This is a genomic window from Pseudomonas sp. KH_017 (assembly GCF_057840285.1).
Genome location: NZ_CM174509.1, coordinates 2,563,484 through 2,588,925 on the forward strand (window position 1 = coordinate 2,563,484; position 25,442 = coordinate 2,588,925).

The window sequence follows — 25,442 nt, forward strand, 5'->3', positions numbered from 1 at the left end:
GCGGCAGGATTATCCGTTTGTCTGGTGCCACAGCCTGCAGGATCATTGGCGTACCCGACGACCTGAGGCTGACCCATTAATGCTCAGGCGACAAGTGTTTTGAGTTTTCCCGTGATTAGACCGACAAGAGAACAGCCTGCGATGATCGCTCAGTTGCCCACCGTTGCACTCGCGGCACAGTACCCGGAATTTCTTCAAGCCCTGCGTGCCAGCGGCTTTCGCGGCCAGCTCAGCACCGACTACGCCACCCGCACCGTGTTGGCGACCGACAACTCGATTTACCAGCGGCTGCCGCAAGCGGCGGTGTTCCCCCTGGATGCAGATGACATCGCACGCATCGCGACCTTGATGGCCGAGCCACGCTTTCGCCAGATCAAGCTGACCCCGCGCGGTGGTGGCACCGGCACCAACGGGCAGTCATTGACCAATGGCATCGTGGTCGACCTGTCGCGGCACATGAACAGCATCCTCGAAATCAACGTCGCCGAGCGCTGGGTGCGGGTGCAGGCGGGCGTGGTCAAGGATCAGCTCAATGCCGCGCTCAAGCCTCACGGGCTGTTCTTCGCGCCGGAGCTGTCGACGTCCAACCGTGCCACCGTCGGCGGCATGATCAACACCGACGCCAGCGGCCAGGGCAGTTGCACCTATGGCAAGACCCGTGACCACGTACTGGAATTGCACAGCGTGCTGCTCGGCGGTGAGCGCCTGCACAGCCATCCGCTGTCCGACGCGGAACTGGAGGCGGCTTGCGTGCAGTCCGGCCGTATCGGCGAGGTGTATCGGGTGGCGCGCAATATCCAGGAGACCCAGGCCGATCTGATCGAATCGGTATTCCCCAAACTCAACCGTTGCCTGACCGGTTACGACCTGGCGCACCTGCGCGACGAGCAAGGGCGTTTCAACCTCAACAGTGTGCTGTGCGGTGCTGAAGGGTCATTGGGCTACCTTGTCGAAGCCAAGCTCAACGTGCTGCCGATTCCCAGGTATTCGGTGCTGGTGAACGTGCGTTACGGCAGCTTCATGGATGCGCTGCGTGACGCCGGTGCGTTACTGGCACACAAGCCGTTGTCCATCGAAACCGTGGACTCCAGGGTGTTGCTGCTGGCGATGAAAGACATCGTCTGGCATAGCGTCGCCGAGTATTTCCCGACGGACGTCGAGCGCCCGACGCTGGGCATCAATCTGGTGGAGTTCAGCGGTGACGACGTGGTGCAAGTGAACACGCGCGTGGCGTCGTTCGTGGCGCATCTGCAGGCCGACTCGACGATTGAGCGGCTGGGCCACACGTTGGCAGAAGGCGCCGAAGCCGTGTCCCGCGTCTACGTCATGCGCAAACGCTCGGTCGGGCTGCTGGGCAACGTAGAAGGTGAGGTTCGCCCGCAGCCTTTCGTTGAAGACACCGCCGTGCCGCCGGAGAAACTGGCCGACTACATCGCCGAGTTTCGTGCCTTGCTGGACAGCTATGGTCTGGCGTACGGCATGTTCGGTCACGTCGATGCCGGTGTGTTGCACGTGCGTCCGGCGCTGGACATGAAAGACCCGTCCCAGGCCGCGCTGGTCAAGCCGATTTCCGACGCCGTGGCCGAGTTGACCCGGCGTTACGGCGGGTTGCTATGGGGCGAGCACGGCAAGGGTTTGCGTTCGGAATACGTCCCCGGGTTTTTTGGCGAGTTGTACCCGGCATTGCAATCGCTCAAGGGCGCGTTCGACCCGCACAATCAGCTCAACCCCGGGAAGATCTGTACGCCGCCGGATGCTGCCCAGGGCTTGCTCAAGGTCAACGAAGTGACGCTGCGCGGAGATCTGGATCGGCAGATCGACGAGCGCGTCTGGCAAAGCTTCGGCACCGCCATGCACTGCAACGGTAATGGCGCCTGCTACAACTACGACCCCAGTGATGCGATGTGTCCGTCGTGGAAAGCCACCCGTGAGCGCCAGCACTCGCCGAAGGGCAGGGCGTCGTTGATTCGCGAATGGTTGCGTCTGCAAGGCGCGGCCAATATTGATGTACTGCAAGCAGCCCGCGGCAAGTTGTCGTGGTTGAGCGGGTTGCCAGCGCGGTTGCGTAACAACCTGGCGCGCTCGCGGGGCGAGGCGGATTTTTCCCATGAGGTCTATGACGCGATGGCGGGCTGCCTGGCCTGTAAATCCTGCGCGGGACAATGCCCGGTCAAGGTCAACGTCCCGGAATTCCGTTCGCGTTTTCTGCAGCTGTACCACGGTCGCTATCAACGACCGCTGCGTGACTACCTGATCGGCTCGCTGGAGTTCACCATTCCATACATGGCGTATGCGCCGGGTCTTTACAACGCGGTGATGGGCTCGAAATGGGTGAGCCGCCTGCTTGAGCGACAGGTCGGCATGCTCGACAGCCCGCTGATCCACCGTCATGACTTGCAGGCCACGTTGACCCGTTGCAAGGTCGCGGTCGCCAGCGTGCCAGCCCTGCGCGAACTGACCGTGGCACAACGTGAGCGCAGCGTGGTGTTGGTGCAGGACGCCTTCACCCGTTACTTCGAAACGCCGTTGCTGGCGAGCTTTATCCAGTTGGCGCATCAGTTGGGTTATCGGGTGTTTCTGGCGCCCTATAGCGCCAACGGCAAACCTTTGCACGTGCAGGGTTTTCTCGGCGCCTTCGCCAAGGCGGCGATCCGCAACGGCAATCAGCTCAAGGCGCTCGCCGACTGCGGTGTACCGCTGGTGGGACTGGACCCGGCGATGACGCTGGTCTATCGCCAGGAATATCAAAAAGTACCAGGGCTCAACGATTGCCCGAAGGTCTTGCTGCCTCAGGAGTGGTTGTCCGATGCGTTGCCGGAAAACCCGCATCCCGCGACCGGGACATTCCGTTTGTTGGCGCACTGCACCGAAAAAACCAATGTCCCGGCCAGCACTTCGCAATGGGAAGCCGTTTTTGCCCGGTTCGGGCTCAAGCTGACGACTGAGGCGACCGGCTGCTGCGGCATGTCCGGAACCTTCGGCCATGAAGCACGTAACCAAGACAGCTCACGAACCATTTTTGAGCAGTCCTGGTCCGGCAAACTGAACAAAAACAGCGAGGCGCTGGCCACGGGATACTCCTGTCGCAGTCAGGTGAAGCGCTTTGCCAACCTGCAATTGCGCCATCCATTGGAGGTTGTGTTAGAGCATTCGCTCGCGAAGTGAAGAGGAGCGCTCGGTTGAATCATCGGGCCGATGTCGACTCAATTGCCGTTCTTGATATTGCTCCAGGAGCACGTGCGGACACGATCGACGGCATGGGACTGCGGTTGCAGGGTGAACAGCGTGGCTATCACCTGCGCAGAGGGGTAGATGTTCGGGTTGTCTTGCACCTCGGCCAAGACCAGCGCGTTATCATGCTCACGCCATTACCAAGCGTGAGCATGCGCCGATCACTCAGGCAAAGGCGAAGTCCGCCTCGGTGATGGCGGCCTGTGGGACGCCAGTCAATGTGATGCTTCCCACATCCGGCTGACCAGTGACGGTTATGACGGCCTCGCCGAACTGTTCTCCAACGGTGAGATTCGCGAAGGCCAAACCGCTGGTGCTCAGGTCGATCAGGTCAGTGCCGTCCTCGAAGTCGAAGATGGTGTCCGTTCCCCACACCGTACCGAACTGGAACTTGTCCGCACCGAGGCTCGGCTCGAAGAAGACGTCACCGACCATGAAGTCGTCGACACTGCTGCCCACCAATATGTCGGCGCCTACGCCGCCTTCCATGACGGCGCCGCTGGCGCCCGCGGTCAGGGTGTCGTTGCCGGCATCACCGTCGAGGTTGGACTGGAAGCCGAAGGGGTCGTCGCCCCCGAACAGCTGGTCGTCGCCATCGCCGCCACTGGCATTGGCGAATTCCTGAACGATCAGAGTGTCGTTGCCGGCACCGCCGAGCAACTCGTCGAAGCCCGGGCCGCTATCGATGACGTCGTCACCGCTGCCGCCGTCGAGGAAGTCGGCTCCTTCCAGGCCGAAGATCTGGTCATTACCGCCCAGGCCGAAGATGCGATCGTCGCCATCGGTGCCGGTGAGCACGTCATTACCCTCGGTGCCGGCGGTGATGAGGATCGTGTTACGACCGAAGTCGCCCGCCGTCAGGTTGTGCGTGCCCTGCAGGCGCAGAGTGAAGTCGAGACTGTCGAGCACACCGTCGTCGTTTTCGTCGGCGATCAGCCAGGTATTGCCCGGGCGCAGGCTGTAGAACAGGTCGGTCACGCCGTTGCCACCACCCACGAGCACCGCGCCCAGTTGCGGATTGACGTTGAACTGGCCGCGGAAGAAGAACTCATTGTTCAGTTCCAGGGTGTCGCCGCCCACTACGCCAGCGCCCTGGAAGTCGACCAGGGTGTCGAAGGTGGCGAAGGGCGAGCTGGGGTTGAAGCCGGTGAAGAACTCGAACTCGTCGTCGCCGGTGCCACCGGTGAGACTGTCCTGGCCACCTTCACCCATGATCAGGTCGTTGCCGGCGCCGCCATTGAGCATGTCGCTGCCGGGGCCGGCGAACAGTTCGTCGTTGCCGTCTTCGCCGAAGATCTGGTCATTGCCGTCACCGCCGAAGAAGTCGTCGTTGCCGACGCCGCCGAACAACTGGTCGTTACCGTCATCGCCGTCCAGGGTATCGTTGCCCTCGCCACCACGGACAATGTCGTTGCCGTTGCCGCCGGACAGGGTCGTGTCGTTGCCGGCGCCACCGTCAATGATGTCGTTGCCGTCGCCGCCCGTGATGAGGTCGCGGTCGGCGCCACCGTTGAGGATGTCAGCGCCGAGCCCACCGGTAAGCCGGTCGATGCCCGCGTCACCGTTGAGGGTGTCGTTGCCGGCGCCGCCGTCGACGATGTCATTGCCGCTGCCCGCGTTAATTACGTCGTTTCCACCGAGCCCGAAGATCGTATCGACCTCCGGGGTGCCGTTGATCACGTCATTGCCGTTGGTGCCACGCAGGACGAAGGCGGTGGTGCCAAAGTCGCTCCTGGCCAGGTTGTGGATGCCGTCCAGTTGCACAGCGAAGTCAGTGGCGTCGAAGATGCCGTTGTCGTTGGAGTCAGCGAACAGCAGGGTGCTGGCGGCGCCGAGGGCGAAGAAGACCTCGGTGAAGCCGTTATTGCCGAAACCGAGGCTGGTTCCCACCGTGGGTACGCCGTTGTGGGCGCCCTGGAAGACCAGGCGGTTGGGGAAGCTGGAGAGCCGCAGGATGTCGCCGCCGACCAGACCCGCACCTTCGAAGTCGGTGACGCGGTCCTGGCTCAGGGAGCTGGACTCGTTACCGGTTTCCACGGTCCAGAAGTAACTGTCGATGCCGGCACCGCCGGTGAGGATATCGGCGCCTGACCCGCCGTCTAGAGTGTCGTTGTCGTTGCCTGCGAGAAGTGTGTCGTTGCCGAGGTCGCCGAAGAGGTCATCGTTGCCGTCACCGCCGTCGACATTGTCGTTGCCGCCAAGGGCGAACACGGTGTCGTTGCCGGCCAGGCCGGTTATTTGGTCGTCTTCCTCGGTGCCGAGCAGAAAGTCATCACCTGGGGTGCCAGGGATAGTAGCCATGGTTCTACCCTCCGTTGATGGAGATGGTAAGCATGAACTGCGTTACAGCGGGGCGAGGTTAGTTAGACAAACCAAAGGGTCACAAGTACGCCACTTTGACCTGACCGTTTATCGCGAATGCAGCCGAGTGTTGATGAGCCCTGGAGCATTCGCCAACCCTCCACAGCTGCCACATGGCTAGCTCGGGAGTTCCAGGGCAGGAGGGGTTGAAAAGCTGTCATTCCCCGGTGACTTGATGAAATAACATGAAACATATAAGACTTCCCTGCGTGAACTTTCACAACGTTCTACCGCACAGAGTGAGTGACTCAGGAAGGGGAGACTCGCACTGCCAAATCCACTCGTAGCTTGGATTACAGTCCGGGACGCGTGGGGTAATGCAGCTGCTGTGACATTCGTTTACTTCGGGATGCCCCCTATACAATCGTCAGGCATTAAGCACTGTTGAGATGGCCGCGTATGAACTCGATGAACCGCTGGGTCTTTGCAGGAAGCAGCCGTGTTTCGGTCAGTGCGTAAACCGAGATGCGAGTGCGACTACGACGAGATGTGCCACATCCTCGAAGGCACCGTGCGCCTGACCGATGCGGACGGCGTGGCGAAGACCTTCGGGCCGGGGGATTCGTTCGTGGCGGCGGCGGGGTTCAAGGGAACCTGGGAAAACATCACGCCTGCGCCTCGCCTGGGAGCGCCGGCAGCCCGTACGTCAACGCAAGTTCCAAGGCCGGTTACAAAGGGTATAACTATCAGAACAAAAGGCGGGTCACCCGGAATAGGCCCTCCAAAGGCAGCGCCCGGGCCAGGCGCCCCAGGCCTGATCGGCGCCTGCGGCGCGGAGCGATGTGATGAGTTCCAGAGCATGGCGATGGGCTCGCAAGAGCCTTTTTGGCTGCATCGAGCTGGCCTTGCTGGTCGCTCCACTGTGCGCCAGCGCCATGTTCAAGTGCCAAGCCAGGGACGGAGCCATCAGCTACACCAGCCAAGCCATCGCCAGCGCCCGCTGCACTCGCCTGAATGGCATGGCGGGCGCCGGTGTCGGCGCCAAGGCAATGGCTCTGCCACGGGTTGTGCGGGACGACGACTCAGGCGCGGTGCGGATTCGGGTGTTCACCTTCATCCACAAGGGTATTCGTCAATATGTGAGCCGGCGCCCCGTCGGGATCTCCGCACGGGTCGATGTCCTTGAGCTCTATTACATCAAGGGCTGCTATCTGTGCATGGCGCCGAAGGATTTCAAGGTCGCCTCATTGCGCCTGGACACCCATTCCTATCGGCGGGAGATCGAAGCCGCTTCGGGTCATTATGGTGTCGACAGGGCGCTGGTCCGCGCAGTGATACATGCCGAATCGGCGTTTCGCCCCAACGCCATTTCCAAAGCCGGCGCCCAGGGGCTGATGCAGTTGATGCCCGCCACCGCCGAGCGCTTCGCCGTGGACGATCCGTTCGACGCACGACAGAACATTCGTGGCGGCGTGCGCTACCTGGCCTGGCTGCTCAAGCGCTTCAACGGCAACCAGGTACTGGCGTTGGCAGGTTACAACGCCGGCGAAGCGTCCGTGGTCGAGTACAACGGGGTGCCTCCCTACGCCGAGACGCAATCCTACGTCACCCTCGTGCAGTCCTTGACCGAACGCTATCGCAAACATCGCTAGTACCGTAGGGCGCATACCCCGGAATAGGTAATACGCCGGGCGGGGCATGCCTCAACCGAACTTCCACGCTCACCGGTAGCTACCGACCCATAGCGGCCTTCCGTGAGGGGCAGAAACCGGCCAGAAGCAGACGGTCAACGGAGCGTTGGAAAAGAGTAGCTATGCTTGGTTTGCCGACGGAAATGATTGAGCCAAATGGGCTTCCGTTCTGTGAAGGCGTTGTCACCTCACGCGAGGTGTCGAATATTCCTTGTGACTTTGGACCCAAGCCTTTCAGGAGTCCTTTCATTTCATGGCGAAGCTAATAGCCTTCACAGCGTTTCTACTGGTGGGGATTCCTCTCGAACAAGCCGCTGCCGGAGGTGCAGCGCTGAGAATATTGTGGTCAGAAACCATTCCTGGAGGGAGAGACACGCAAGGCGCTCTCGCTATTCGAGGGATCTCGCTCGACGCCGGCGGTTCAATAGTCGCGTTAGGAAATAGAGGGGTATCGCAATCGATTCTCTTGCGGCCCAGCGAAGCAGGCCCTGGATCTATCATTGAACTTGCAACTCAGGGGAAGGCCTCGACAATTGTGCAGGGCCCCGATGAGACTCTTTGGCTTGCCGGTCTAACAAACAGACGAATGTATGTCCCCGGCGGAACGATGGCAGATGCCTATCTCGGAAAGCTCGATCCACAGGGGCGAGTCGTTGCGGAATACTCTTTTCACTCGTTCCGGTTTCGTTATATTCAGAGTGTGACCATGCTTGATTCAGGCGAATTGGTCGTCGCCGGCGGTGACGGTGCCGAAAATTGGCTGGCGGCCGTATCGACTCAGGGCAGGCTCTTGTGGCAACGAAAGTTAGGACTCGGAAAAGGGGTGGCGGTTTCAGCAGTAGGTGACCAAATCGTAGCGGCCACCATTGCAGGTAGGCGCGAGGACAACAACAAAAAATACTGGGACGATGTGAATGTCCTAAGAGTTGACCGCGCAGGACAGGTGATTGGCTGGCAAACTGTTAGAGCAAACATCAACAGCCATTCTGGAAGCCGTTCAGGAACGGTTGCGATGGTGAAGTCACGTACTGCGTTTTATGTGCTATCGAGTTGGCACGATACTCAGAGCGCGAAGCCGCTGGAAATCACAAAGCTCTCCCTCGACGGTTCTATCTCCTGGCGCAAGGAGCTTTCGCACTCAATATCGCAGGAGAGGAATAAAACCTGGAGATCCTGCGATCAAGGGCAGATGGCTCTTGAAAATGACAACCTCTTGGTCGTGTGTTCTCTCGAAGCGCAGATTCTGGTTTTTCGGCTCGACGCAAAAAATGGTGACGTGACAGTCATGTCCGTACCATTACCCGAATGCCATGAAGGCCGGCCGGTTGCGCTCTTTCCGGTGCAAAGAAAGAATGGAGCGATCTGGATTTTTGGTTCGAGGCCGGACAGTAACATAGGGAAAAGTTGCACGTGGCTTGGAGAGCTATCGCTTCCATGACGTTTATCAGCTTGGTTTTGTAGACACCTCCAAGCCTTAAAGTTAGGCCATCAGGAAGTTAATTGGCCCCGCCTCCCTAGACATAGGAAGGTGGTACGGACTATCTATATTGGGTCGATAGCCGACACTTTGTTTTGCTCAACCTAGGCCATACTCGGTCAAAGTCAGCACAAGGAGATGCCATGGAAATGCTGCTGGAGGTTGTGTTCGGCGTCATCTGCTACCGAGTCGGATATTGGGTGCTCAGGGCGATAACGCTGGGCCGGTTCACCGGAAAAAGCAGCTATTGGTTTGCAGTGGTCTGCACCGTAGGCGCACTGGTGATCCTGTCTCCTATCATCACAATCATTGCATGGAAGTTGATGGAGAGCGCCAAGTAAGCACTGATCTGACTATCGTCCTTTTTCGGACAGAAACGGCGCTATCCCTCCCTCTCTTCCGGTAGGGAGCACAACCTGGACAAAAACGCTACCTACCATACACTTGGCAAACAAAGGCACAGTTTTTGTTTTCTGGCTAGCTAGCCTAGGTTAGGCCTATGAACCCTCGCTACCACGAAATACACCGGGTCGAGATCAAAAGACGGCTGTATCGCTACGCCGATCAACAGTGGGATGCTCTTTTTGGTGTATTCGCCGCAAGCATTATTTTTGCTGGCTTTGGAGTCAGGTTCTGTTTTGCGCCTATACCTGGAAGCTGGATTATAGGGTTCGTGTTCTTTTCCTTGAGTGCACTTATTTTCGCCCTGTATAGGTGGATGCTTCGCACCCTGAGCAAGCGAGGAACAGACAGCGGATGGCTCAAGACTTCTGATCAATTAATTATCGTAGCGCTTATTTGTCTGGCTATATTTTTACCTAACTCCAACCAACTGGCATTGTTTTTTTTCTTTCTTTGCGCAGGTGCATACGGTACTTGGCGTCTAAGGCAGAACCTGCGAATTCATTTGAAGCGCTACTATTTTCGCGAAGCGCGCGAGTACATTCGAGAGATAGAACGTTACAGCCCTCGCCCTAATCGCTCGACCAAGCTGAAAGCGCCCCCATAGGGAAAAGGTACTTTGGGTCGCAAGCTGACCTTCTTGACCGCCAGAAATCGGCCAATAGTTGCGTGCCATGAAGGTCTGCTTTGGGTCGACTACTGCCCTTCGTGACAGGCAGAAATCGGCCAGGAGCGGACGGTGAGTACCGGCAGAAATCGATGAAATATGCCACAGCAGACTGGCTGCTATATTCAATGAGCCTGCCCACTCACGTTGCTCACCGACTAAAGACGTTGCGCTGAAGGAAGTCATGATTGATTTACTCCTCGCTATTCTGAACCTCTTAGGCCTGATTGATTCTGAAGCTAGAACAGATGGCCCAGCCACGTGGCCTGGACGTCATCGAAAACTAATCCGAGTGGCGCTCATCATATGCTCGGCTCCTGTCTGCGCAGGGCTTTTAATTCTCTTTGTCCAATGGCTGAGCTGCCTGAGCCCCGTGGTACAGAGGGTGGCGATAGGAGTGGGCGCAATCCAGCTGATAGGTTTTTTCGTTTTGCTAGTTCGCCGGAACAAAGCCTAGGCGCTCATCTTTTACAGACTCCCGGGCCAATGGTAGTTTTCCTTCATGAACGTCTACCACTCAGTCAAATCCTTCCAGGGCTTGACCGGCCACTTCACTTGGGTCGGTTGCAGCCCTTCGTGACAGGCAGCGGCCAGAAGTCATTTCCAAATTCATGCAAGAACCAGAAGACTTGCCGCTGCAGCATTTGCCGAAGATTTACTCGAAGAAATCGCCAAGTACGGCGTTGCCAATGTCAAACGGATCTATGACGATGGGATTGATCTCCAGTTGGGTGGATGGAAGAAGGTGCTGCTCGACTATTCGATTCAACCCATCCAACAATTCGCGTACACCAAAGGTAAGAGCCCAATAGACAGTGCATTGATATTCGACGCAATGGACCTGCTGCGCCAAAGTTTGGGCAGTAGAACATTCAGAAAAAACCTACTTTAGCGATGAGCTCAACATTGATGCATCGCAAAAGCCCCGAAGGCAATATGTTTAACCGCCCGATAAATTTTTAACACTTTATCGTTAGAAAGTACTTTCTCATCAGGATGAAAGTCTACGCGCAATCCAATTTTCCTTTCATAAGTTCCATGAATAGAGCAGGTAAACTGAAAAATACAGTCATAGTAGAAATATTCATCATCACGCAAGTCTTTAAAAATCCACTCTTTCTCGCGGGCGACCTCATCAGAATGATAGACCACGAAAGCATTCGTCGCCTCCACCACCTCCAAACGCCCCCCACTCTTGATGAATTCGTAAGCTGACCTACCTGGGTCATTCATGCCAATATCATTACGATCAACAAACACCTTAACCTTCCCAACATTACTACCAACGATATCTACACCATTGATGAAAACCGCCTGATACCCCCCCTTAGAACTAACGCCTCTCGAAATCAAATCCGAATTCAAACAGTACTTCACACCATCCACCAAAAAATAATTCACCTGCTGGCTTTCAGTGACAACACTATTCCATATCCACACAGCAGCTAACACCACCGCAGCCAGAACATAAAATCTCATAGCTATCGTCCCCTCGTACTTCCAGAAACATGGCGATCAAGAGGGATTGGCACACGGTCAATCACTCTACTGCTATCAGTTTTTACTTCAGCTGAAACTGACACCAATTGTGCTAGCTGAATGCCCTGTTCCTTCACCTTAACTTTATCTTTCAACAATCGAATCCTGATGTTATATAAAAGACCACGCCTTTCATCTTCGATCGCATCATTGGTCACGCGGACAGGTCGGCGACCGTACCTTCATCCTTATCTACAATCGCGCCCAAATGTGCGCCACTCGACTCTGCCCCTGACGAAGGGACACTAATGCGAGCGTAGACTAGGCGCGTCGGGTGAATTAAAAACTCTTAGATCAAAATGCTATCACGGCATTTTTTGTTCAGAAGCCGAAGAGGACTACTCACCCGATTGCATTCCTGAGTCCTAGCGCTTTTAATCCTTGCTAGTCCCTGCTCGATATAGCACGTACTCCCATCAATTGTGTGCAGCTCCGAGAACGCTGTCGCAGACATCCTTAGATTCTTTCAACTGACACACATTGAACATCGCAGCCTCCGTGGCCACGGCGACCAGATCGCCGTCCACGTCATTCAGGCCGATCTCACGAATCCATTCACCCCCGACTTCGGGCGGGATGATTTGCTCGGTGATTACGGTGTTGGGGTTGGTCGGGGCTGGGGTTGTGCGGCCAGGGTCGTCATCTCTTGCGCGATGCTTCCAGGTAGCGTGACGAATGACGTCTTTCGATTGCTGCCTGTCGCCACCGGCAGAAATGGGTCGCACGCTGCCCTTCGCGACAGGCACCGATCGGCCGATTCTGTTGAAAAAGTCGACCCGCCCTGGCTAGCCAAGCATCGAGCGGTGAAAGCGCCTTTTTTGCACGCCGCTACGTCAAATCTGAGTCCTGGACCTTCTGCGCAAAACACAGATTTCAATCTCAGACGCGCACTTTTCTACAGTGGAAACCGAAGCCGACTTTTTCAACAGAATCGGCCAGAAGCGGTCATCCGATAACGTTCAGGATGAGGGGATCTGTGCGGCTGTATTGTGCTGCGCCCCCCCCGCCGCCGGGCCAGGGTTCATTTTAATAAGCTCAACCGGCACAGGTGTGCCACTACTGACTTCTGGAAGAGCACCTTTAGTTTTTTCAGTTTGACGCGGGCGGTACTCAAGAACCAACTTTTTCCCGTTCCAGTACATGCGAACAATTTCCGTCCGATTCATGTGGACGGCGATTCTAAACTTGACAGGAAGAGGAGCGGCTACAGGGACAACTGTGACTTGGAGTAGCGGTTCAACCGCATTTAATGGATTGTGCAAGGCACAGTAGCGGTTATAAGCGAATGCAGTAAGCCCCATCTCTTCGTTGGTCGCCTGTAAGACTACTCTATCCTCACAAACGAAATCTTTGAAGTGCTTTACGGCCCCTAAAGTCAACGCAAGAACAAACAGTGCACATCCTGACTTCCGCGCAATCGCTTCGAATTTCTTGTATTTTTTCTCATTATCTCGTGGATCATAATGATCAATGACAGTAGCGATCAGGTTAGCCACAAGACATAACAGCGCTCCATACATAACCCATGCCGGGTAGCCATACAACGTTAATTCCCCGCGCTTGCCGGGAATTACAAAATTATCAGTGATCACTCCAAATGTTCCATAGATCAATAGGATGACTGACAACATAACATTCAATAAACGGACTTTAAAAGGAACTGCGTTCGGGGCGAAAGCCAATTCTGAAGCGTTTTTTTTATTGTTCATTGCTGACTCTCCGTATTCTGGCGTCGAGCTGAAAAAATTACCTTCTGCGGCCAAGGGGGTGTTCCATACTCTTAGACTCAAGTGTTCAGCGAACGAGTTCAGGATAGGCTATCTGCGCAAAATAGGTGTTCGATTCCGCCTTCATCATGTATGAGAAAAGTCTGTTTCTGGCCCTTGTCTATCAGTCCCGTGACAGGCCGCTATGGGTCGGATAGTGACCACCAGCCATTGTGGCTGATCCACCCTTGTCCTCCCCTCAACGTGGAGGACGAGCCATGAACACTATTGCTAGATACAGCCATCAGCCTTGGAACAAGGGAAAGCTTGTCGGGCAGAAAGCTCCGCTTCGAGTCAGAGATATCTGGGCCATCCGCGTGAGACTTCAGCTTGCTGAGAAGACACGTGATTTGGCGCTTTTCAACTTGGCCATCGATAGCAAGCTGCGTGCCTGTGACTTAACCAAGTTGCGAGTCCGAGACATTGCCCATGGGGAGCGTAAGTGTGCGTCGCTACGTAAAATCTGCCAATGATTGGTGTATCGGTCCGACCTGAAATTTACGTAGAAACGCGATTTTCGTTCTGGTTCTGACTGTCAAACCTGCTCTAAACCGTTTTTACACAGCCTCGGCCGAAAGCGGCCTCTCACGAATAGCCATCGGCCAATCTCGGCCATTTACGACGTGCAAACGAGGCATCAATGCCTGGCTCCCGATTGTTCCAGTCAGGCAGACCACCCACTGATAGCGCGCCCAACGATGTGTTGGTCACTACTTGCTTAATGCGAACAGCATCACGAGCACCCGGAAGGATCAAGTGACGCCACCGCTTACATCCGGTGATGTTCCAACAAGAAGTCCACGAACAACCGCACCCGCGCCGGCATTGCCGAGCCACCTACGAACACCGCATGAATCGGTTCCTGGTCGCCGGGGTTCCAGGCTTCCAGCAGCGGTATCAGGTCACCGCGCTGCAGATCCTCGCTCACGCTGAACTCGCCGATACGCGCAATGCCGGCACCTACTCGCGCGAGTTGTGCCAGCGCTTCACCACTGCTGCATTCGATGTTGCCGCTGACCTTCAGGGAAAACTCTCTTCCGTCGCGGATGAACGGCCAGTTGGGTTCGGCACGCCGGAAGTTGAAGCGTAGGCAGTTGTGCCGTAGCAGGTCTTCCGGTTCCTGGGGGATGCCGTGGCGCTGCAGATACTCGGGCGATGCCACCACTACCTGGCCGGTGTCGCCGATCCTGCGCGCGGTCAGCGGGCTGTCGGGCAGATGGCCAAAGCGTACCGCGACGTCGGCCTGGCCGCCGAGAATGTCGACCACTTCGTCGCCGAGGGTGAGGTCGACGACAATGTTCGGGTAACGGGCGCTGAATGCTGCCACCAAGGGAACGATGGCCAGCCGCCCATGGCCAAGGGCGGCGCTGACCCGCAATCGACCCCTTGGTACGCCCTGGTCGGCGATGGCTTCTTCGACCTCGGCCATGTCGGCCAGGATACGCCGGGCGCCGCGCAGGAAAGCCTCGCCCTCGGCGGTGAAGGTGATCGCTCGGGTGGTGCGCAACAGCAGGCGGGTGCCAAGACGTTGTTCGGTACGCGCGATGATCCGACTGACCGCCGAGGGTGTCAGCCCCAATGCACGCGCGGCGGCCGACAGGCTGCCTTCCTGCGCCACGGTGGCGAACACGCCCATTTCACCTGACCTGCCGTTGAAGTCCATTTGTGCTCCTTACGCAAAGGTGATTGCCAGAAATGCTCTCTACCGCCTGAAAATGTTGGATCGTAGCATTAGCGGCATAGATAAGGAGCCTTCCATGCGTATCAATCCACCACTTGTCGCACTCGCCATTGGTGCCTTTGGCATCGGCGTTACCGAGTTCGCCCCCATGGGCATGTTGCCGGGCATCGCTGCGGATCTCGGCGTTTCCATTCCCGCCGCAGGTCTGTTGGTCAGTGCTTACGCCTTGGGCGTACTGCTCGGCGCGCCGCTGATGACCCTGACCACCGGCAGGATTCCTCGGCGCTATCTGCTGATCGGACTCATGGCGATTTTCACCCTGGGTAATCTGATGTCAGCCCTGGCTACCGATTACTACAGCCTCATGGTCGCCAGGGTGGTGACCTCACTGAACCACGGTGCGTTCTTTGGCGTTGGCTCCATCGTCGCCGCTAGCGTGGTCGCCCCGGAGAAACGTGCCGGGGCGGTTGCGGCAATGTTCATGGGCCTGACCCTGGCGACCATCGGCGGTGTGCCGCTGGCCGCCTGGTTTGGCGAACTGTTCGGCTGGCGCACCGCATTCTGGGGTATTACCGGCCTCGGCGTGGTGGCCATGGTCGCGTTGTGGTTCGCCTTGCCCAACCTGCAGGCGCCGCAAAGCGTCGGTGTACTGGCCGAAATTCGGGTACTGGGCCGTGGCCCGGTGCTGGGGGCGTTGGCCCTGACCGTAGTCGGCTCGGGTGCAATGTTTACCGTCTTCACCTACATCGCGCCGATCCTCAGCAGCGAGACCCATGCGTCCACCGCCTACATCACCGCCATGCTGGTGCTGTTCGGTGTGGGGTTGACGCTGGGCAACATGTGGGGCGGCAAGGCCGCCGACCGCTCGATAGATCGCACCCTGATCGTTTCGCTGAGCGTGCTGATTCTCGTCTTGCTGGCGTTCACCGTACTGATGCGTTGGCCGCTGCCGGCCGCCGTTGCCATCCTGATATGGGGTATCGCCAGCTTCGCCCTAGTGCCGCCGCTACAGATGCGCGTCATGGAGGCTGCCAAGGACGCGCCCAATCTGGCCTCGGCGGTGAACATCGGTGCCTTCAACTTCGGCAACGCAATTGGTGCGGCGCTGGGTGGAGCGGTGATCAATACCGGGCTGGGTTATCCGGCGATTTCCCTGGCCGGAGCGGCAATGGCGGGTCTGGGGCTGCTGATGGTGTTGGCTTTTGCTTGGCGTTCCAGAACGATTGCAGCTGCGGTGGTGTGACGATGATGTGAGGGGGCTGTTAGTCACCATTGATGAGTGACGGCTAGCGGCCACAAGCGGACGTTCGGGAATGGCAGCTAACGATCCGAAACGGGCATGAAACTTCGAAGATGAAACGCTTCAGCCTATCGGGAGAACCTTCAGATCCGGCCAGGTTGCGAGCCAGTTTTTTGAGCGAAGGCGGTTCAGATAGACCTGCCGTTTATCTGCCCGGAACTTCACCGTAGGTCGGACGACAAGGTTAAAGAGATCGTCTAGGCCGAGTGGTGCCGCGACCTCGACCACACCCTCTACTCCAAGCCGTACAGCTACCTTGAAACCTCAGGGTCAGGTCTTGTCTTTTGCCATCGCTATTATGCAAAAGGCAAGACCTGACCCCGCATTGCTTTGAGAAATACGAAAACCCCTGATTTCGAAAGAGATCGGGGGTTTTTGCTTTCTGGTCCCCCGGGGCCGTGTCGAAAAAGTGTCGAAGCCCCTAGAGCGCCCCAAGCGGATTGAGCCTTACCGCATCCTGCATCCAACGCCCGCTCGCCAAGCTGCGAGCCGCGCACTCAAGCAATACATGAGGACGGAAGGTTGAACCGCGGCTGTGTGTCGGTAACCGGCGTCGTCTAGGCTCAATTTCTCGGTCACATTCCATCTTGGAGGCCGTTTTCACGCAGGAGGACTGTACATGCACATCACGACTTTCACTCTCACCTTACCGACTGCCCTGCTGGCATTAGCCTGCAGTTTCGCCAGTCAGGCCCAGCAAACGGACATGACCTTTTTTGTCACCAGCCTCGGCATGGGCAAGGGCGCCGATCTAGGTGGTCTGAGCGGCGCCGATAGGCACTGCCAGACGCTGGCCTCCGCCGTCGGGGCGGGCCAGCACACCTGGCGTGCTTACCTCAGCACCAGTGCCGTCGGCGGTGCGGGGGCGGTCAATGCCCGTGATCGCATCGGCCAAGGCCCTTGGCAAAACGCCAAGGGGGTCGTCATCGCCCGCGACGTCGCGCAACTGCACGGCGACAACCAACTGACCAAGGAAATGGCCCTGGACGAACACGGGGCGCTGGTTAAGGGGCGCGGCGACACGCCGAACATGCACGACATCCTCACCGGCTCGCAGGCGGACGGAACTGCGTTCGCCGGTAGCGATGACCATACCTGCAGCAACTGGACCAGCAGCGGCGAAGGGACGGCCCAGGTCGGTCATCATGACCGAATAGGACTGCGTGACGATGCGGCGGCACGCTCGTGGAACTCCTCGCACCCCTCGCGTGGCTGCAGCAGCGAAGCCCTGGCCGGCTCGGGCGGGGCGGGGCTGCTGTACTGCTTTGCCGCAGAATGACGGGCGATGCCGCTGCGGGGTCGCAAGTTGCAGGCGGGCCAGGCCGAGTAGAGCGGCCGGGTTCGCCGCATTCCCAGGCACGGCGGATCAGTGCAGAAAGTCTGTGAAACCTCAGGGTCAGGTCTTGTCTTTTGCCATCGCTATTATGCAAAAGGCAAGACCTGACCCCGTATTGCTATCCTTGCACCAGACGGAGTATCCGCCAACGTACCGGATCGGCAGCGATGATGGTCTGCACCTGCGAGAGCTGGATCATGGGCGCTGGCCTAGATGTTAAAAGTCGGAGCGAGAGACTACCAACCCAGCTGCGTTAATGTCTGCTTCTGGCCGATCGGTGCCTGTCGCGAAGGGCAGCGTGCAACCCATAGCTGACGGTGGCGACAGACAGAAATCGGCCAGAATCTCTCTCTCGGTTTCTGCAAAAGCAGGGGTTATTCACAGAATTTGGAGGCACATTACCGACCTGAAATTGGCGCAAATGCCAAGAAAGCAATCGAGTGATTCCAATCCACTCGGCCTACAAGTCCATCAAGCGAACCCAATATAGCGGGCCAACTATGTCCAGCGTTGAGCATCAGCAAATGCGACTGAACTGGCGACACTTCACAAAAGAAAACGCATGCGAGGCGCTGGCTTGCTCATATTGCCTCTACGTTTTCCATCATCTTGACCGATCAGTGAGTTTAAAAAACTGACTGCAGTGCCCGTCGTCTAACCAGGCGTGGGGTACAGACACTGTCGGCACGAACAAGGCAGCGCGTCGACAGTGCAAATCTCAGTTGATATGGCTGCCCACTACGTCACCAATTCGCTGAGCAATATGCTCGGCGTGGGTCTCCAGCGCGAAGTGGCCAGTATCCAGTAACTCGACCACCGCATTCGGGTTGTCACGCTTGTAGGCCTCGGCACCTGGCGGAATGAAAACGGATCGCCCTTGCCCCAGATCGCCAGCGTTGGCACTTGGGTATCTCGGAAGAATTGCTGGAACGCCGGGTACAGTTGCAGGTTTTTCTGATAGTCATAAAACAGATCGGGCTGGATGTCCTTGTTACCAGGTCGCTCCAGCAACAGCGCGTCCAGATAATAACCCTCGGGTGCAATGAGTTCGGGGTTGCTCACGCCTGCCACATACTGCCAGCGTGTGCCTTCCAGGTGCAGGATGGCATCGTTGATCACCCGCCGCTGGATCTGCTAAACACCCGAATGATGGTCGAAGGCCAGCGGCGCGACCTGCTCAACAGCGATGCCGACGTAGCGCGCTGGCTGGAGCAGATCGGTTTCGGTTCGGCGGCGGAAGTGGCGGCGGGTGACGGGCTTTTGCTCGATCAATTGCGCAACCTGCGCGACTGCATCGAGAGCGGGCTTGCCGCCCGTCGAGAGAACCGCGTGGCGGATCCGGCGGCGCTGAATGCCTTTCTACTGCGAGTAGTGCCGCAACTGGTGTGGGAGGAGGCGGGCGCGCCGGTGCTGGATTGGTTCCAGCAGGGTGATGCTGGTCACCAGCGTCTGAGCAGGCTCGCTTACGCCGTCGCGGAGTTGTTGGCCGAAGGCGATTTCAGCCTGGTGCGTAAATGCGAAAGCCCCGAATGTTCATTGATGTTTTATGACCGCACCAAGTCGCACAAACGGCGCTGGTGCAGCATGGCGCTATGCGGAAACCGGCATAAGGTCGCCGAGTTCCGCAGCGACGTCAAAGTGCTGCGGACTAGGCATTTCGATTGCCCCGCTCAATGGCGACCAGATGATCAACAAGCTCATCGACGAATTACGAGGGGATATCAAGGCCAGCCATGAGAAGCGCCGGGAGGGCTGGAATACGAAAAATCCCGGCATCAGGCCGGGCTCTCTGTAGATGGGCCAAATCCCTTTGGCTGTTTGCATTTTGCTTGGTGGATGTGACGAAGGCGTGACGGGGCAGATACAAAAGGCCCGGCACGGTTGTGCTTCATACCGTATGTCTAATGCGGTGAATTCCCTCAAGTGTTCCGACCTCAACCGTAAAACCCTTGGGAGAAGGGGTGTGTACGATGACGCGAAGGCACAGGCGTTTTCCGCCTGGCATGAGTTGCTGATGTGATTTCAATTAACAGTTTCGGCGATAGATCATGTCTGTGCCCTGACATGCACCTCAGGCGTAAACTGAACACGGTGCAGCATGCATTGAAAAGCGCTGCACTTGGAGGTGAGCCATGCGCTCCATTACCGTTTACACATCGATCGCACTGCTGGCGCTACTTATGGTGCCACTTGCCACCGCAGCGACTTCGGTCGAAGTCGTCTTCAAGAACCCCGAAAAATTCAGCGATGCCAGCCTGGATAGTCCGGGCTATGAACGTGGTGCCGATCCTTATGTCATGAAAGAGCTGCGTAGCTACATCCAGAAGCTTGGCGAGCGGTATCTGCCCCCCGACCAGCAGCTGCAAATTGAAATACGCAACATCGACCTGGCCGGTCGCTATGAACCTTGGAGGCTAAATGCCTACGAGGTGCGCTTCATGCGCGACATCACCTGGCCGAGCATCGATCTACATTACGTGCTCAAACAAAACGGCCAGATCGTCAGCCAGGCCGACGCCAGGGTCATGGATCAGCTCTACCTCCAGCGTCCGGGGCGTGCCAACCGAAGTGACAGGCTCTACTCCGAGAAGGCCATGCTCTCGGACTGGTTCCACAGACAATTCGCCGGGCAACATCAGAGCGGGTTGAATTGAACCACCCTGCACTCTGAATCACCCGTCCGGTATGGGACGTATGAGTCAGAAACGAAAAGCCTGATGCCGTACGTCTAATGCGGTGAATTCCCTCAAGTGTTCCGACTTCTACCGAAAAACACCTGGGAGAAAGGTCATGTACGATGACGTGAAGGCACGGGCGTTTTACGCTTGGCATGAGTTACTGATGTACCCCGAAGATCAGATGGATGTGCAGCAGCAGTACGACGAACTGCTTCGGCTCGCTGACAATTTTCGGAAGAAAGGAATTATTGATCCGAAAGAGCGCAAGACCTTGATAGAGATCGCGACGGTTGCCTATGCACGCGCCGTGGAAGGCGCTGGGTGATCGAATCGCAGGCAAAGAAAAGCCCGCGTGGGGAGCGCGGGCTAAAAAATCACGAAGGAGCTGTGTGCACCCTATATCGCGAGTGGTGAAAAACTTGTGAAAGTGCAGAAAAAAGCCCGGCAATGGCCGTAATGCTGTTCAGTTAAGGAAATTGTAGGAGCGAGCTTGCTCCGGGCGGCGTTCCGACGATGGACTCAAGAGCGCCGCGTTTAGCCAGTAAATACGCGTTATCGTTAACGACCATCGCGAGCAAGCTCGCTCCTACAGAGAACCACATTCGCTTAAGTGAACAGCATTACGGCAATGGCCAGGCTCTCTGTAGATGGGCCAAATCCCTTTGGCTGATCGCATTGTGCTTGGTGAGTGTGACGAAGGTGTGATGGGAGCGGAAACAGAAAGCCCGGTGCCGGGCCGTAATGGCGGGGCAGAATTACCAGAGAATACAGTGCTTTTCAGTGATGAGAATGGCGAGGTACAACCCAATATAGATAGTCCGTCCCACCTTCAACGATACTGGTAGCGGTTGGACCCGCAGCTGATGAAGCTGATCGACGAGCAGTCGTCCAATGCCAGCACGGGCAGGGAGCCAGTGCCATGACGGGCTCTTTGAAATACTCCGGTTCTCTGGACGCGTAAGTCTGCTCCCGGTTCATTCCATTGAAAAAACCACTCGTTCCATGTGTCAGTCCCGATTCTGTTTTTTTGAACTCGGGCTGAAAGCACTTATCCAAAAAAAATGTGGGATTGTTTCCCACGCTACGATGCCAACTGGCTCTGAGGGATCGTGCGGATACCGCAGTGGCTCGTTAATGCTGCAGATTTATGGCCGTGCCGGTTGGGCGGCTGCTCCAATGGGCGGCCGGGAACTCACTGGACATTGCGTTCGATAGGGAGATGAGTACGCAACTCCATGCGGAGGTGCATCATGCTGCTCAAGAAATGTTTGTTGGCTCTGGCCATCGGCGGAGTCCTGTCGGCATCGACTGTCCTGGTGCCCGATTACATCGGTAGTTTCTCCAGCGTGTATGCCAAGGATGGCGGTAGCGGTGGAGGCGGTGGTGGCGGTGGCTCCGGCAGTGGCGGCTCCGGAGGAGGTGGCCACGGTGGTGACGGCGGTGGCGGTCACGGTGACGGCGGCGATGGAGGAAAGGGTGGCGATCATGGTGCTGCAGGCCATGACGGTGACGGTCATGGAGGTCCGGGGCGCGGCGACGCTGACCATGGTGGTGTAGCCGGGAACAAAGGCCCGGGCAATGCCCATGACAACGACGCTGACGATGCTGATCACGATGCTGACAACAATGCCGCCGATGCAGCCCGGGACGCTGCCAGAGCGACTGCGGATGCAGCCCGTGATGCGGCAAAAGCCACTGCAGATGCCGCCCGTGACGCCGCCAGGGCTGAAGCAGATGCAGCCCGGGATGCCGCAAAAGCTGCTGGCGTAGCTGGCGCCGATGCAGACGCAGCCAGAGACGCTGCCCGGGCCACCGCGGATGCAGCCAGGGACGCCGCCAAGGCCGAAGCAGATGCCGCCAGGGATGCTGCCCGGGCTACCGCGGATGCCGCGAGGGACGCCGCAAAAGCCGTGGCGAAGGACGCCAGAGAGGATATGGCGGACGCCCCGGATGCTCCGGACGAACCGGATTTCGACGCGGTTGAGGTAGAGAACTGAACCTGCACGTTCGACAATGAACACGGCAGGCATACCGTAGAAAACGTCCCGGGAGCTTGAGGGACGTATCGGCAAAGAGTCGCAGGCCCTGGAACGTCGTGGGGTTTGCGACTTTTTTTGGCTATCGAGCCTTTGGGAACATTTCTACAGGCCAGCTTACAAACGCATGACTCGCCTTCACAAGTGATGAGAAGGGGAAACCTCGCCCCGGCCAGGTTGTTCAGGTATGGGATAGACTCGAGCCCATTCGGCACAAGACACAGGAGCGGTGATGAATGGAATCATTTAGCGTACGCGAGCTGAAAATGACTGACGCTCAAGCGTTGCTGGCTTTCGAAATCCAGAACCGTGAATGGTTCGAATCCCATATCGATGCGCGCGACCCTTCTTTTTACTCGTTGCAGGGGGTCGCCGATCATATCGAAAGCTATTTGTCCGATTTCGCCATCGGTGCCTGGCACCCGTTTGTCATCGAGGATTGCCGCCAGAGAATCGTCGGACGAGCCAATCTGAAAAGCATCGACTCATCGACGGGTACTGCGCAGGTAGGCTATCGGATTGCTCAGCGCGCATGCGGCCAGGGGCTGGCAACACTGGCGCTGAGGCAACTGATCCAGGAGGCACGGATGCGCTGGGGACTTGCGCAACTGGTTGCGTATGTCTTCAGAGAAAACGCCGGCTCCAGAAAAGTACTGGATCGGTGCGGATTCAAGCTTGAGCAACCCTCCTGTCACGACAACATGGGGGGCGAAGACCGATTCGTCCTGTCGATCAGATAACTGCTTTCAATCGTTCCGCAGGCTTGTAGCAGGTCACGCCTGCTACTCCTGATCTTCAGCCACCTCTTTCCAGCTGTCATCCGGATCAAAGCGCTTCATCGCCAGCGCCAGTTTTTCACCACTGGGGCCCAAGTCTTTCTCGAACACCTGTCCTTCATGACTGATCATGAAACTCATCACGCCGGTGTCGTTGTACTTCACCGGCCAGGCGATCAGCGCAAAGCCCCGGCTCATCTTGTCACCGATGAGGTAGCTGTAGGCGCCGCCCGGTGCCGAAGGACCCTGGCCATGAAGGATGCGGAAGCGGTAGCCGTGCCACTCTTCGTCGGCAATGGCTTTGCCGAACGAAGGCCCCAACGGGCTGATCTGGTCGCTGTCGTCTTCGGCCCAATAGAGTCCGTCGTGCTTGCCGGGGGTGCTGAAGATTTTCTGCGCATACTCGAGTGCGCCGTCATCGTCTCGATCCACCGACGCATAGTCCATCTGGGCATCGTGATAGGCCAGCACCGATTGCACTGCGGCAAGTTCATTGCGGCCGATCTGACGTGCGCGGATCTCGGCACTGCCGGCCTTCATGTCGAAGCGCCAACCGTCCGCGGCTTTGGTCATGGGGATGGGCAGTGTCCAGTTCTTGCTGCCAACCGCCAGGATCGCCTTGCGGTCGCTGGTGTTTTCAATGTGGTGTTGCTCGCGGTATTGCTGCAAGAACGCATCCACATCTTCGCGCTGCACGCCTTCGCGGGGGATGTAGCTGTGCCAGTCGCTGCCCAGCAGCTCGGTCAGGCGTGCCTGGTCGGAGTGTTCGGTGCCCAGTGCTTCGACAAAGGCTTGTGCTGCCTTTTCCGGGGTTGGAAAGGCCTGCTGTGCCGTCGCCATGCACGACCACAACAAGCCGGCGGCTATCGCCAGGACATGAGGGAGCAAGCCCGTGAGTCCCTTCAATCGAGGATGGTTTTTCAACGACGGCCCCCCCTTTGACGCGCTGGTGGATTGGACGGCCGGCTGACCTGGTGACCGGCCGATCGCGAGGCACTGGGGCGTTGGGCGGATGCCTGGCTGGCCCGGCCACGATTGGCCTGGACGTTGGCCTGGGACGGTGAACGAGCGCCGGCGAACGCATTGTTGCGGGCACTGCCGGCACTGGCGGCGGGCCGTTTATTCGTCGCTTGCCGCGTCTGCGCGGAGCCTTCTCTGCGCTGATTCAACTGGGTGCTCTGGTTCCTGGCCTGCTGGGTCTCTCTCCTGGGCTGCTGATTTTCCCGGGTGTTTCTGGCGGTACCCTGGCTTCTATCAGCCGCCTTGGGCCTGTCTGCACCGGCCTGTAACCGATTGTCGCCCGAAGTTCCGGACTGGAGTTTGCGCGTTTGATCACGGGCTTCGCGGTTGCTGGTGGCTGGTCGTTCGATACCGTGCCTGTCCATTGAGGTGCGGGCATTTTCACGGGCCTGGGCGCGTTGGGCATTGTCCCCGCGATAGGCTTCACGCTGACTGGCGCCGTTCAGTTGGCGGCCGTACTGTGCGCGACTCACATTGTCTCGATAGGGCACGCCATTGCGGTGCACCGGGTTGTGCTGCCATTTGTTATTGGTGATCCGGTTGTTGGCATTGATGTTGTTGTAGCGATTGACGTCGATGTCGACGTCGTTATTGCCCCAGTCACATTCACCCCACAACGATCCAATGATCGCCACACCGGCACCAAACGCGAGTCCGGCCATCAGGGCCTGGCCAGGGTAATAGGCCGGTGGCGGTGGATAGTACGCGGGCGGTGACGCCGGGTAGGGCCAGGTGCCGTAGGTGGTCGTCGGGTTATACGTGGGGACGTACACCACCTGCGGATCGGCAGGCTGAATGATGATGGTGGAGTTGCTGGCCGGGGCCGCTTCAGGGGCTGGAGCCGGTGCCGCAGTCGTGGTCGCCGGTGCTGGCGCCGCGACATTCTGGATCGTCACGTTCTGATATTGGTTGCTCTGCAGATTGCCGGCTGCCTGTGCCTGGCGACGCAAGCGTTGCGCGCTTTCCATGAGATCGTCGGGCTGCGCCAGGAAGGCATCACCCAGGCGTTGGACCCAGACGGGATCCTGTCCCAGCGTTGCCAGAACCTGCGGGAAGGCGACCAGCGCCTGCACGCTCGGATCCCAGGGCTGGTTCGCCACCTGTTTGACCGCATCGTCGCCCTTGGCGTCCGGGTGAGCTTTGGACCAGATGACCGCCTCGCCAACTTCCCCGGGGTAAGTGGTGGCCATCAGTACCTGTGCAAACAGTGGGTCCGGGTAAAGCGCAATGGGCGCCAGCATCTGATCCAGCTGTTCCTGGGTAAATACCGGATCCTTGGTCACCGGCGCGGCCGGCGCTGTAGTGGCCGTGCTTGCCGGTGCCGGTGCCGGTGCGGGGGCGGCGGCGGGCGCCGGAACCGGGGCTGGTGCGGCAGCGGTCCCATCCGAACCCAGTGCCAGGCACGAAGATCCGCTCAAAAACAGTACGGCCGACAACGCGTAAAGTAATGGATTGTGCATTGCACCCTCCATGGGGTCAGGCAGGCTTGAAATGAGTGGATCAATCCCTGGCAGGTGAAGCCGACTTTGCAAGCCACAGAG

20 protein-coding genes and 6 pseudogenes are annotated in these 25,442 nt (G+C 57.9%); 15 read left to right on the top strand and 11 right to left on the bottom strand.

The annotated features are described in order from the left end of the window. Positions 1–141: 141 nt before the first annotated feature. The gene (ydiJ, locus tag AC3IT6_RS11695) at positions 142–3,165 is read left to right on the top strand and encodes a D-2-hydroxyglutarate dehydrogenase YdiJ (RefSeq protein WP_489355651.1); all 3,024 of its coding nucleotides are present in this window, start codon (positions 142–144) and stop codon (positions 3,163–3,165) included. A 38-nt stretch (positions 3,166–3,203) separates the two neighbouring features. On the opposite strand, the gene AC3IT6_RS11700 is transcribed toward ydiJ, so the two are convergent. The 3 genes and pseudogenes from AC3IT6_RS11700 to AC3IT6_RS11710 all read right to left on the bottom strand — a co-directional run. Next, complete coding sequence (locus AC3IT6_RS11700; protein ID WP_489355653.1) at positions 3,204–3,341, bottom strand: hypothetical protein; 138 nt, start codon at positions 3,339–3,341, stop codon at positions 3,204–3,206. A gap of 55 nt (positions 3,342–3,396) precedes the next feature. Continuing rightward, positions 3,397–5,532 carry a calcium-binding protein gene (locus AC3IT6_RS11705; RefSeq protein ID WP_489355655.1) on the bottom strand — a complete coding sequence of 712 codons (2,136 nt, stop codon included), beginning with the start codon at positions 5,530–5,532 and terminating at the stop codon, positions 3,397–3,399. Between the two features lie 434 nt (positions 5,533–5,966). Continuing rightward, positions 5,967–6,059, bottom strand: a pseudogene (locus AC3IT6_RS11710) (LysR family transcriptional regulator); the annotation flags it as partial. A 20-nt stretch (positions 6,060–6,079) separates the two neighbouring features. On the opposite strand from AC3IT6_RS11710, the pseudogene AC3IT6_RS11715 reads away from it, so the two are divergent. The 6 genes and pseudogenes from AC3IT6_RS11715 to AC3IT6_RS11740 all read left to right on the top strand — a co-directional run. Further along, a pseudogene (locus AC3IT6_RS11715) lies at positions 6,080–6,133 on the top strand (cupin domain-containing protein); the annotation flags it as partial. 244 nt (positions 6,134–6,377) lie between these two features. Further along, entirely contained in the window at positions 6,378–7,184 is an 807-nt protein-coding gene (locus AC3IT6_RS11720; RefSeq protein WP_489355657.1) for a lytic transglycosylase domain-containing protein, read from the top strand. Between the two features lie 292 nt (positions 7,185–7,476). Further along, positions 7,477–8,661, top strand: coding sequence for a hypothetical protein (locus AC3IT6_RS11725; RefSeq protein WP_489355659.1), 1,185 nt, complete (start codon positions 7,477–7,479; stop codon positions 8,659–8,661). 182 nt (positions 8,662–8,843) lie between these two features. Beyond that, positions 8,844–9,041, top strand: a complete 198-nt coding sequence (locus tag AC3IT6_RS11730; protein WP_489355661.1) for a hypothetical protein — start codon at positions 8,844–8,846, stop codon at positions 9,039–9,041. A gap of 158 nt (positions 9,042–9,199) precedes the next feature. Further along, positions 9,200–9,709: a hypothetical protein gene (locus AC3IT6_RS11735; RefSeq protein ID WP_489355663.1), complete on the top strand. Its 510-nt coding sequence runs from the start codon at positions 9,200–9,202 to the stop codon at positions 9,707–9,709. A 667-nt stretch (positions 9,710–10,376) separates the two neighbouring features. Further along, a pseudogene (locus AC3IT6_RS11740) lies at positions 10,377–10,616 on the top strand (NYN domain-containing protein); the annotation flags it as partial. Between the two features lie 53 nt (positions 10,617–10,669). On the opposite strand, the gene AC3IT6_RS11745 reads toward AC3IT6_RS11740, so the two are convergent. From AC3IT6_RS11745 to AC3IT6_RS11755, 3 genes are all read right to left on the bottom strand, one after another. Next, entirely contained in the window at positions 10,670–11,248 is a 579-nt protein-coding gene (locus AC3IT6_RS11745; protein WP_489355665.1) for a hypothetical protein, read from the bottom strand. A 476-nt stretch (positions 11,249–11,724) separates the two neighbouring features. Beyond that, complete coding sequence (locus AC3IT6_RS11750; protein ID WP_489355667.1) at positions 11,725–12,033, bottom strand: phage tail-collar fiber domain-containing protein; 309 nt, start codon at positions 12,031–12,033, stop codon at positions 11,725–11,727. 234 nt (positions 12,034–12,267) lie between these two features. After that, entirely contained in the window at positions 12,268–13,071 is an 804-nt protein-coding gene (locus tag AC3IT6_RS11755; RefSeq protein ID WP_489355669.1) for a hypothetical protein, read from the bottom strand. A 221-nt stretch (positions 13,072–13,292) separates the two neighbouring features. On the opposite strand from AC3IT6_RS11755, the pseudogene AC3IT6_RS11760 reads away from it, so the two are divergent. Then, positions 13,293–13,514, top strand: a pseudogene (locus tag AC3IT6_RS11760) (integrase); the annotation flags it as partial. 329 nt (positions 13,515–13,843) lie between these two features. On the opposite strand, the gene AC3IT6_RS11765 reads toward AC3IT6_RS11760, so the two are convergent. Next, positions 13,844–14,737, bottom strand: a complete 894-nt coding sequence (locus tag AC3IT6_RS11765) for a LysR family transcriptional regulator (protein WP_115948375.1) — start codon at positions 14,735–14,737, stop codon at positions 13,844–13,846. A gap of 94 nt (positions 14,738–14,831) precedes the next feature. Here AC3IT6_RS11765 and AC3IT6_RS11770 point away from each other — a divergent pair, with 94 nt between their 5' ends. Further along, entirely contained in the window at positions 14,832–15,998 is a 1,167-nt protein-coding gene (locus tag AC3IT6_RS11770) for an MFS transporter (RefSeq protein ID WP_151214059.1), read from the top strand. Positions 15,999–16,118: 120 nt separating this feature from the next. Here the strand turns inward: AC3IT6_RS11770 and AC3IT6_RS11775 are convergent. Then, positions 16,119–16,310 (bottom strand): annotated as a pseudogene (locus AC3IT6_RS11775) (nucleotidyltransferase family protein); the annotation flags it as partial. A gap of 364 nt (positions 16,311–16,674) precedes the next feature. Between AC3IT6_RS11775 and AC3IT6_RS11780 the strand changes: the two are divergent. Continuing rightward, positions 16,675–17,334 carry a hypothetical protein gene (locus tag AC3IT6_RS11780; RefSeq protein WP_150753502.1) on the top strand — a complete coding sequence of 220 codons (660 nt, stop codon included), beginning with the start codon at positions 16,675–16,677 and terminating at the stop codon, positions 17,332–17,334. A 775-nt stretch (positions 17,335–18,109) separates the two neighbouring features. Here AC3IT6_RS11780 and AC3IT6_RS11785 read toward each other — a convergent pair. Continuing rightward, a pseudogene (locus tag AC3IT6_RS11785) lies at positions 18,110–18,516 on the bottom strand (alpha/beta fold hydrolase); the annotation flags it as partial. Between the two features lie 21 nt (positions 18,517–18,537). Here AC3IT6_RS11785 and AC3IT6_RS11790 point away from each other — a divergent pair. The 5 genes from AC3IT6_RS11790 to AC3IT6_RS11810 all read left to right on the top strand — a co-directional run bounded on the left by AC3IT6_RS11790 (position 18,538) and on the right by AC3IT6_RS11810 (position 22,845). Beyond that, positions 18,538–19,128 (top strand): CGNR zinc finger domain-containing protein, encoded by a 591-nt coding sequence (locus AC3IT6_RS11790; RefSeq protein WP_489355673.1) that lies wholly within the window; start codon positions 18,538–18,540, stop codon positions 19,126–19,128. A gap of 395 nt (positions 19,129–19,523) precedes the next feature. After that, positions 19,524–20,045 (top strand): DUF3016 domain-containing protein, encoded by a 522-nt coding sequence (locus AC3IT6_RS11795; RefSeq protein ID WP_489355675.1) that lies wholly within the window; start codon positions 19,524–19,526, stop codon positions 20,043–20,045. A gap of 136 nt (positions 20,046–20,181) precedes the next feature. Then, positions 20,182–20,394: a hypothetical protein gene (locus AC3IT6_RS11800; RefSeq protein WP_489355677.1), complete on the top strand. Its 213-nt coding sequence runs from the start codon at positions 20,182–20,184 to the stop codon at positions 20,392–20,394. 925 nt (positions 20,395–21,319) lie between these two features. Continuing rightward, positions 21,320–22,066: a hypothetical protein gene (locus tag AC3IT6_RS11805; RefSeq protein WP_489355679.1), complete on the top strand. Its 747-nt coding sequence runs from the start codon at positions 21,320–21,322 to the stop codon at positions 22,064–22,066. 275 nt (positions 22,067–22,341) lie between these two features. Then, on the top strand, positions 22,342–22,845 hold the full coding sequence (locus tag AC3IT6_RS11810) for a GNAT family N-acetyltransferase (RefSeq protein ID WP_489355681.1): 504 nt from the start codon (positions 22,342–22,344) through the stop codon (positions 22,843–22,845). 42 nt (positions 22,846–22,887) lie between these two features. Here AC3IT6_RS11810 and AC3IT6_RS11815 read toward each other — a convergent pair whose 3' ends face one another. Further along, positions 22,888–23,721 carry a DUF2950 domain-containing protein gene (locus AC3IT6_RS11815; protein ID WP_489356531.1) on the bottom strand — a complete coding sequence of 278 codons (834 nt, stop codon included), beginning with the start codon at positions 23,719–23,721 and terminating at the stop codon, positions 22,888–22,890. Between the two features lie 80 nt (positions 23,722–23,801). Beyond that, positions 23,802–25,361 (bottom strand): DUF3300 domain-containing protein, encoded by a 1,560-nt coding sequence (locus AC3IT6_RS11820; protein ID WP_489355683.1) that lies wholly within the window; start codon positions 25,359–25,361, stop codon positions 23,802–23,804. Between the last annotated feature and the right edge of the window lie 81 nt (positions 25,362–25,442).

Excerpts from the sequence above, each read along its gene's own strand:
- AC3IT6_RS11780 (WP_150753502.1), top strand. The coding sequence starts at position 16,675 with ATGCACATCACGACTTTCACTCTCACCTTACCGACTGCCCTGCTGGCA.
- AC3IT6_RS11790 (WP_489355673.1), top strand. The coding sequence starts at position 18,538 with ATGATGGTCGAAGGCCAGCGGCGCGACCTGCTCAACAGCGATGCCGAC.
- AC3IT6_RS11810 (WP_489355681.1), top strand. The coding sequence starts at position 22,342 with ATGGAATCATTTAGCGTACGCGAGCTGAAAATGACTGACGCTCAAGCG.
- AC3IT6_RS11765 (WP_115948375.1), bottom strand. The coding sequence starts at position 14,737 with ATGGACTTCAACGGCAGGTCAGGTGAAATGGGCGTGTTCGCCACCGTG.
- AC3IT6_RS11795 (WP_489355675.1), top strand. The coding sequence starts at position 19,524 with ATGCGCTCCATTACCGTTTACACATCGATCGCACTGCTGGCGCTACTT.
- AC3IT6_RS11820 (WP_489355683.1), bottom strand. The coding sequence starts at position 25,361 with ATGCACAATCCATTACTTTACGCGTTGTCGGCCGTACTGTTTTTGAGC.
- AC3IT6_RS11800 (WP_489355677.1), top strand. The coding sequence starts at position 20,182 with ATGTACGATGACGTGAAGGCACGGGCGTTTTACGCTTGGCATGAGTTA.
- AC3IT6_RS11805 (WP_489355679.1), top strand. The coding sequence starts at position 21,320 with ATGCTGCTCAAGAAATGTTTGTTGGCTCTGGCCATCGGCGGAGTCCTG.
- AC3IT6_RS11745 (WP_489355665.1), bottom strand. The coding sequence starts at position 11,248 with ATGAGATTTTATGTTCTGGCTGCGGTGGTGTTAGCTGCTGTGTGGATA.
- AC3IT6_RS11730 (WP_489355661.1), top strand. The coding sequence starts at position 8,844 with ATGGAAATGCTGCTGGAGGTTGTGTTCGGCGTCATCTGCTACCGAGTC.
- AC3IT6_RS11815 (WP_489356531.1), bottom strand. The coding sequence starts at position 23,721 with ATGGCGACGGCACAGCAGGCCTTTCCAACCCCGGAAAAGGCAGCACAA.
- AC3IT6_RS11770 (WP_151214059.1), top strand. The coding sequence starts at position 14,832 with ATGCGTATCAATCCACCACTTGTCGCACTCGCCATTGGTGCCTTTGGC.
- AC3IT6_RS11735 (WP_489355663.1), top strand. The coding sequence starts at position 9,200 with ATGAACCCTCGCTACCACGAAATACACCGGGTCGAGATCAAAAGACGG.
- AC3IT6_RS11725 (WP_489355659.1), top strand. The coding sequence starts at position 7,477 with ATGGCGAAGCTAATAGCCTTCACAGCGTTTCTACTGGTGGGGATTCCT.
- AC3IT6_RS11705 (WP_489355655.1), bottom strand. The coding sequence starts at position 5,532 with ATGGCTACTATCCCTGGCACCCCAGGTGATGACTTTCTGCTCGGCACC.
- AC3IT6_RS11720 (WP_489355657.1), top strand. The coding sequence starts at position 6,378 with ATGAGTTCCAGAGCATGGCGATGGGCTCGCAAGAGCCTTTTTGGCTGC.
- ydiJ (WP_489355651.1), top strand. The coding sequence starts at position 142 with ATGATCGCTCAGTTGCCCACCGTTGCACTCGCGGCACAGTACCCGGAA.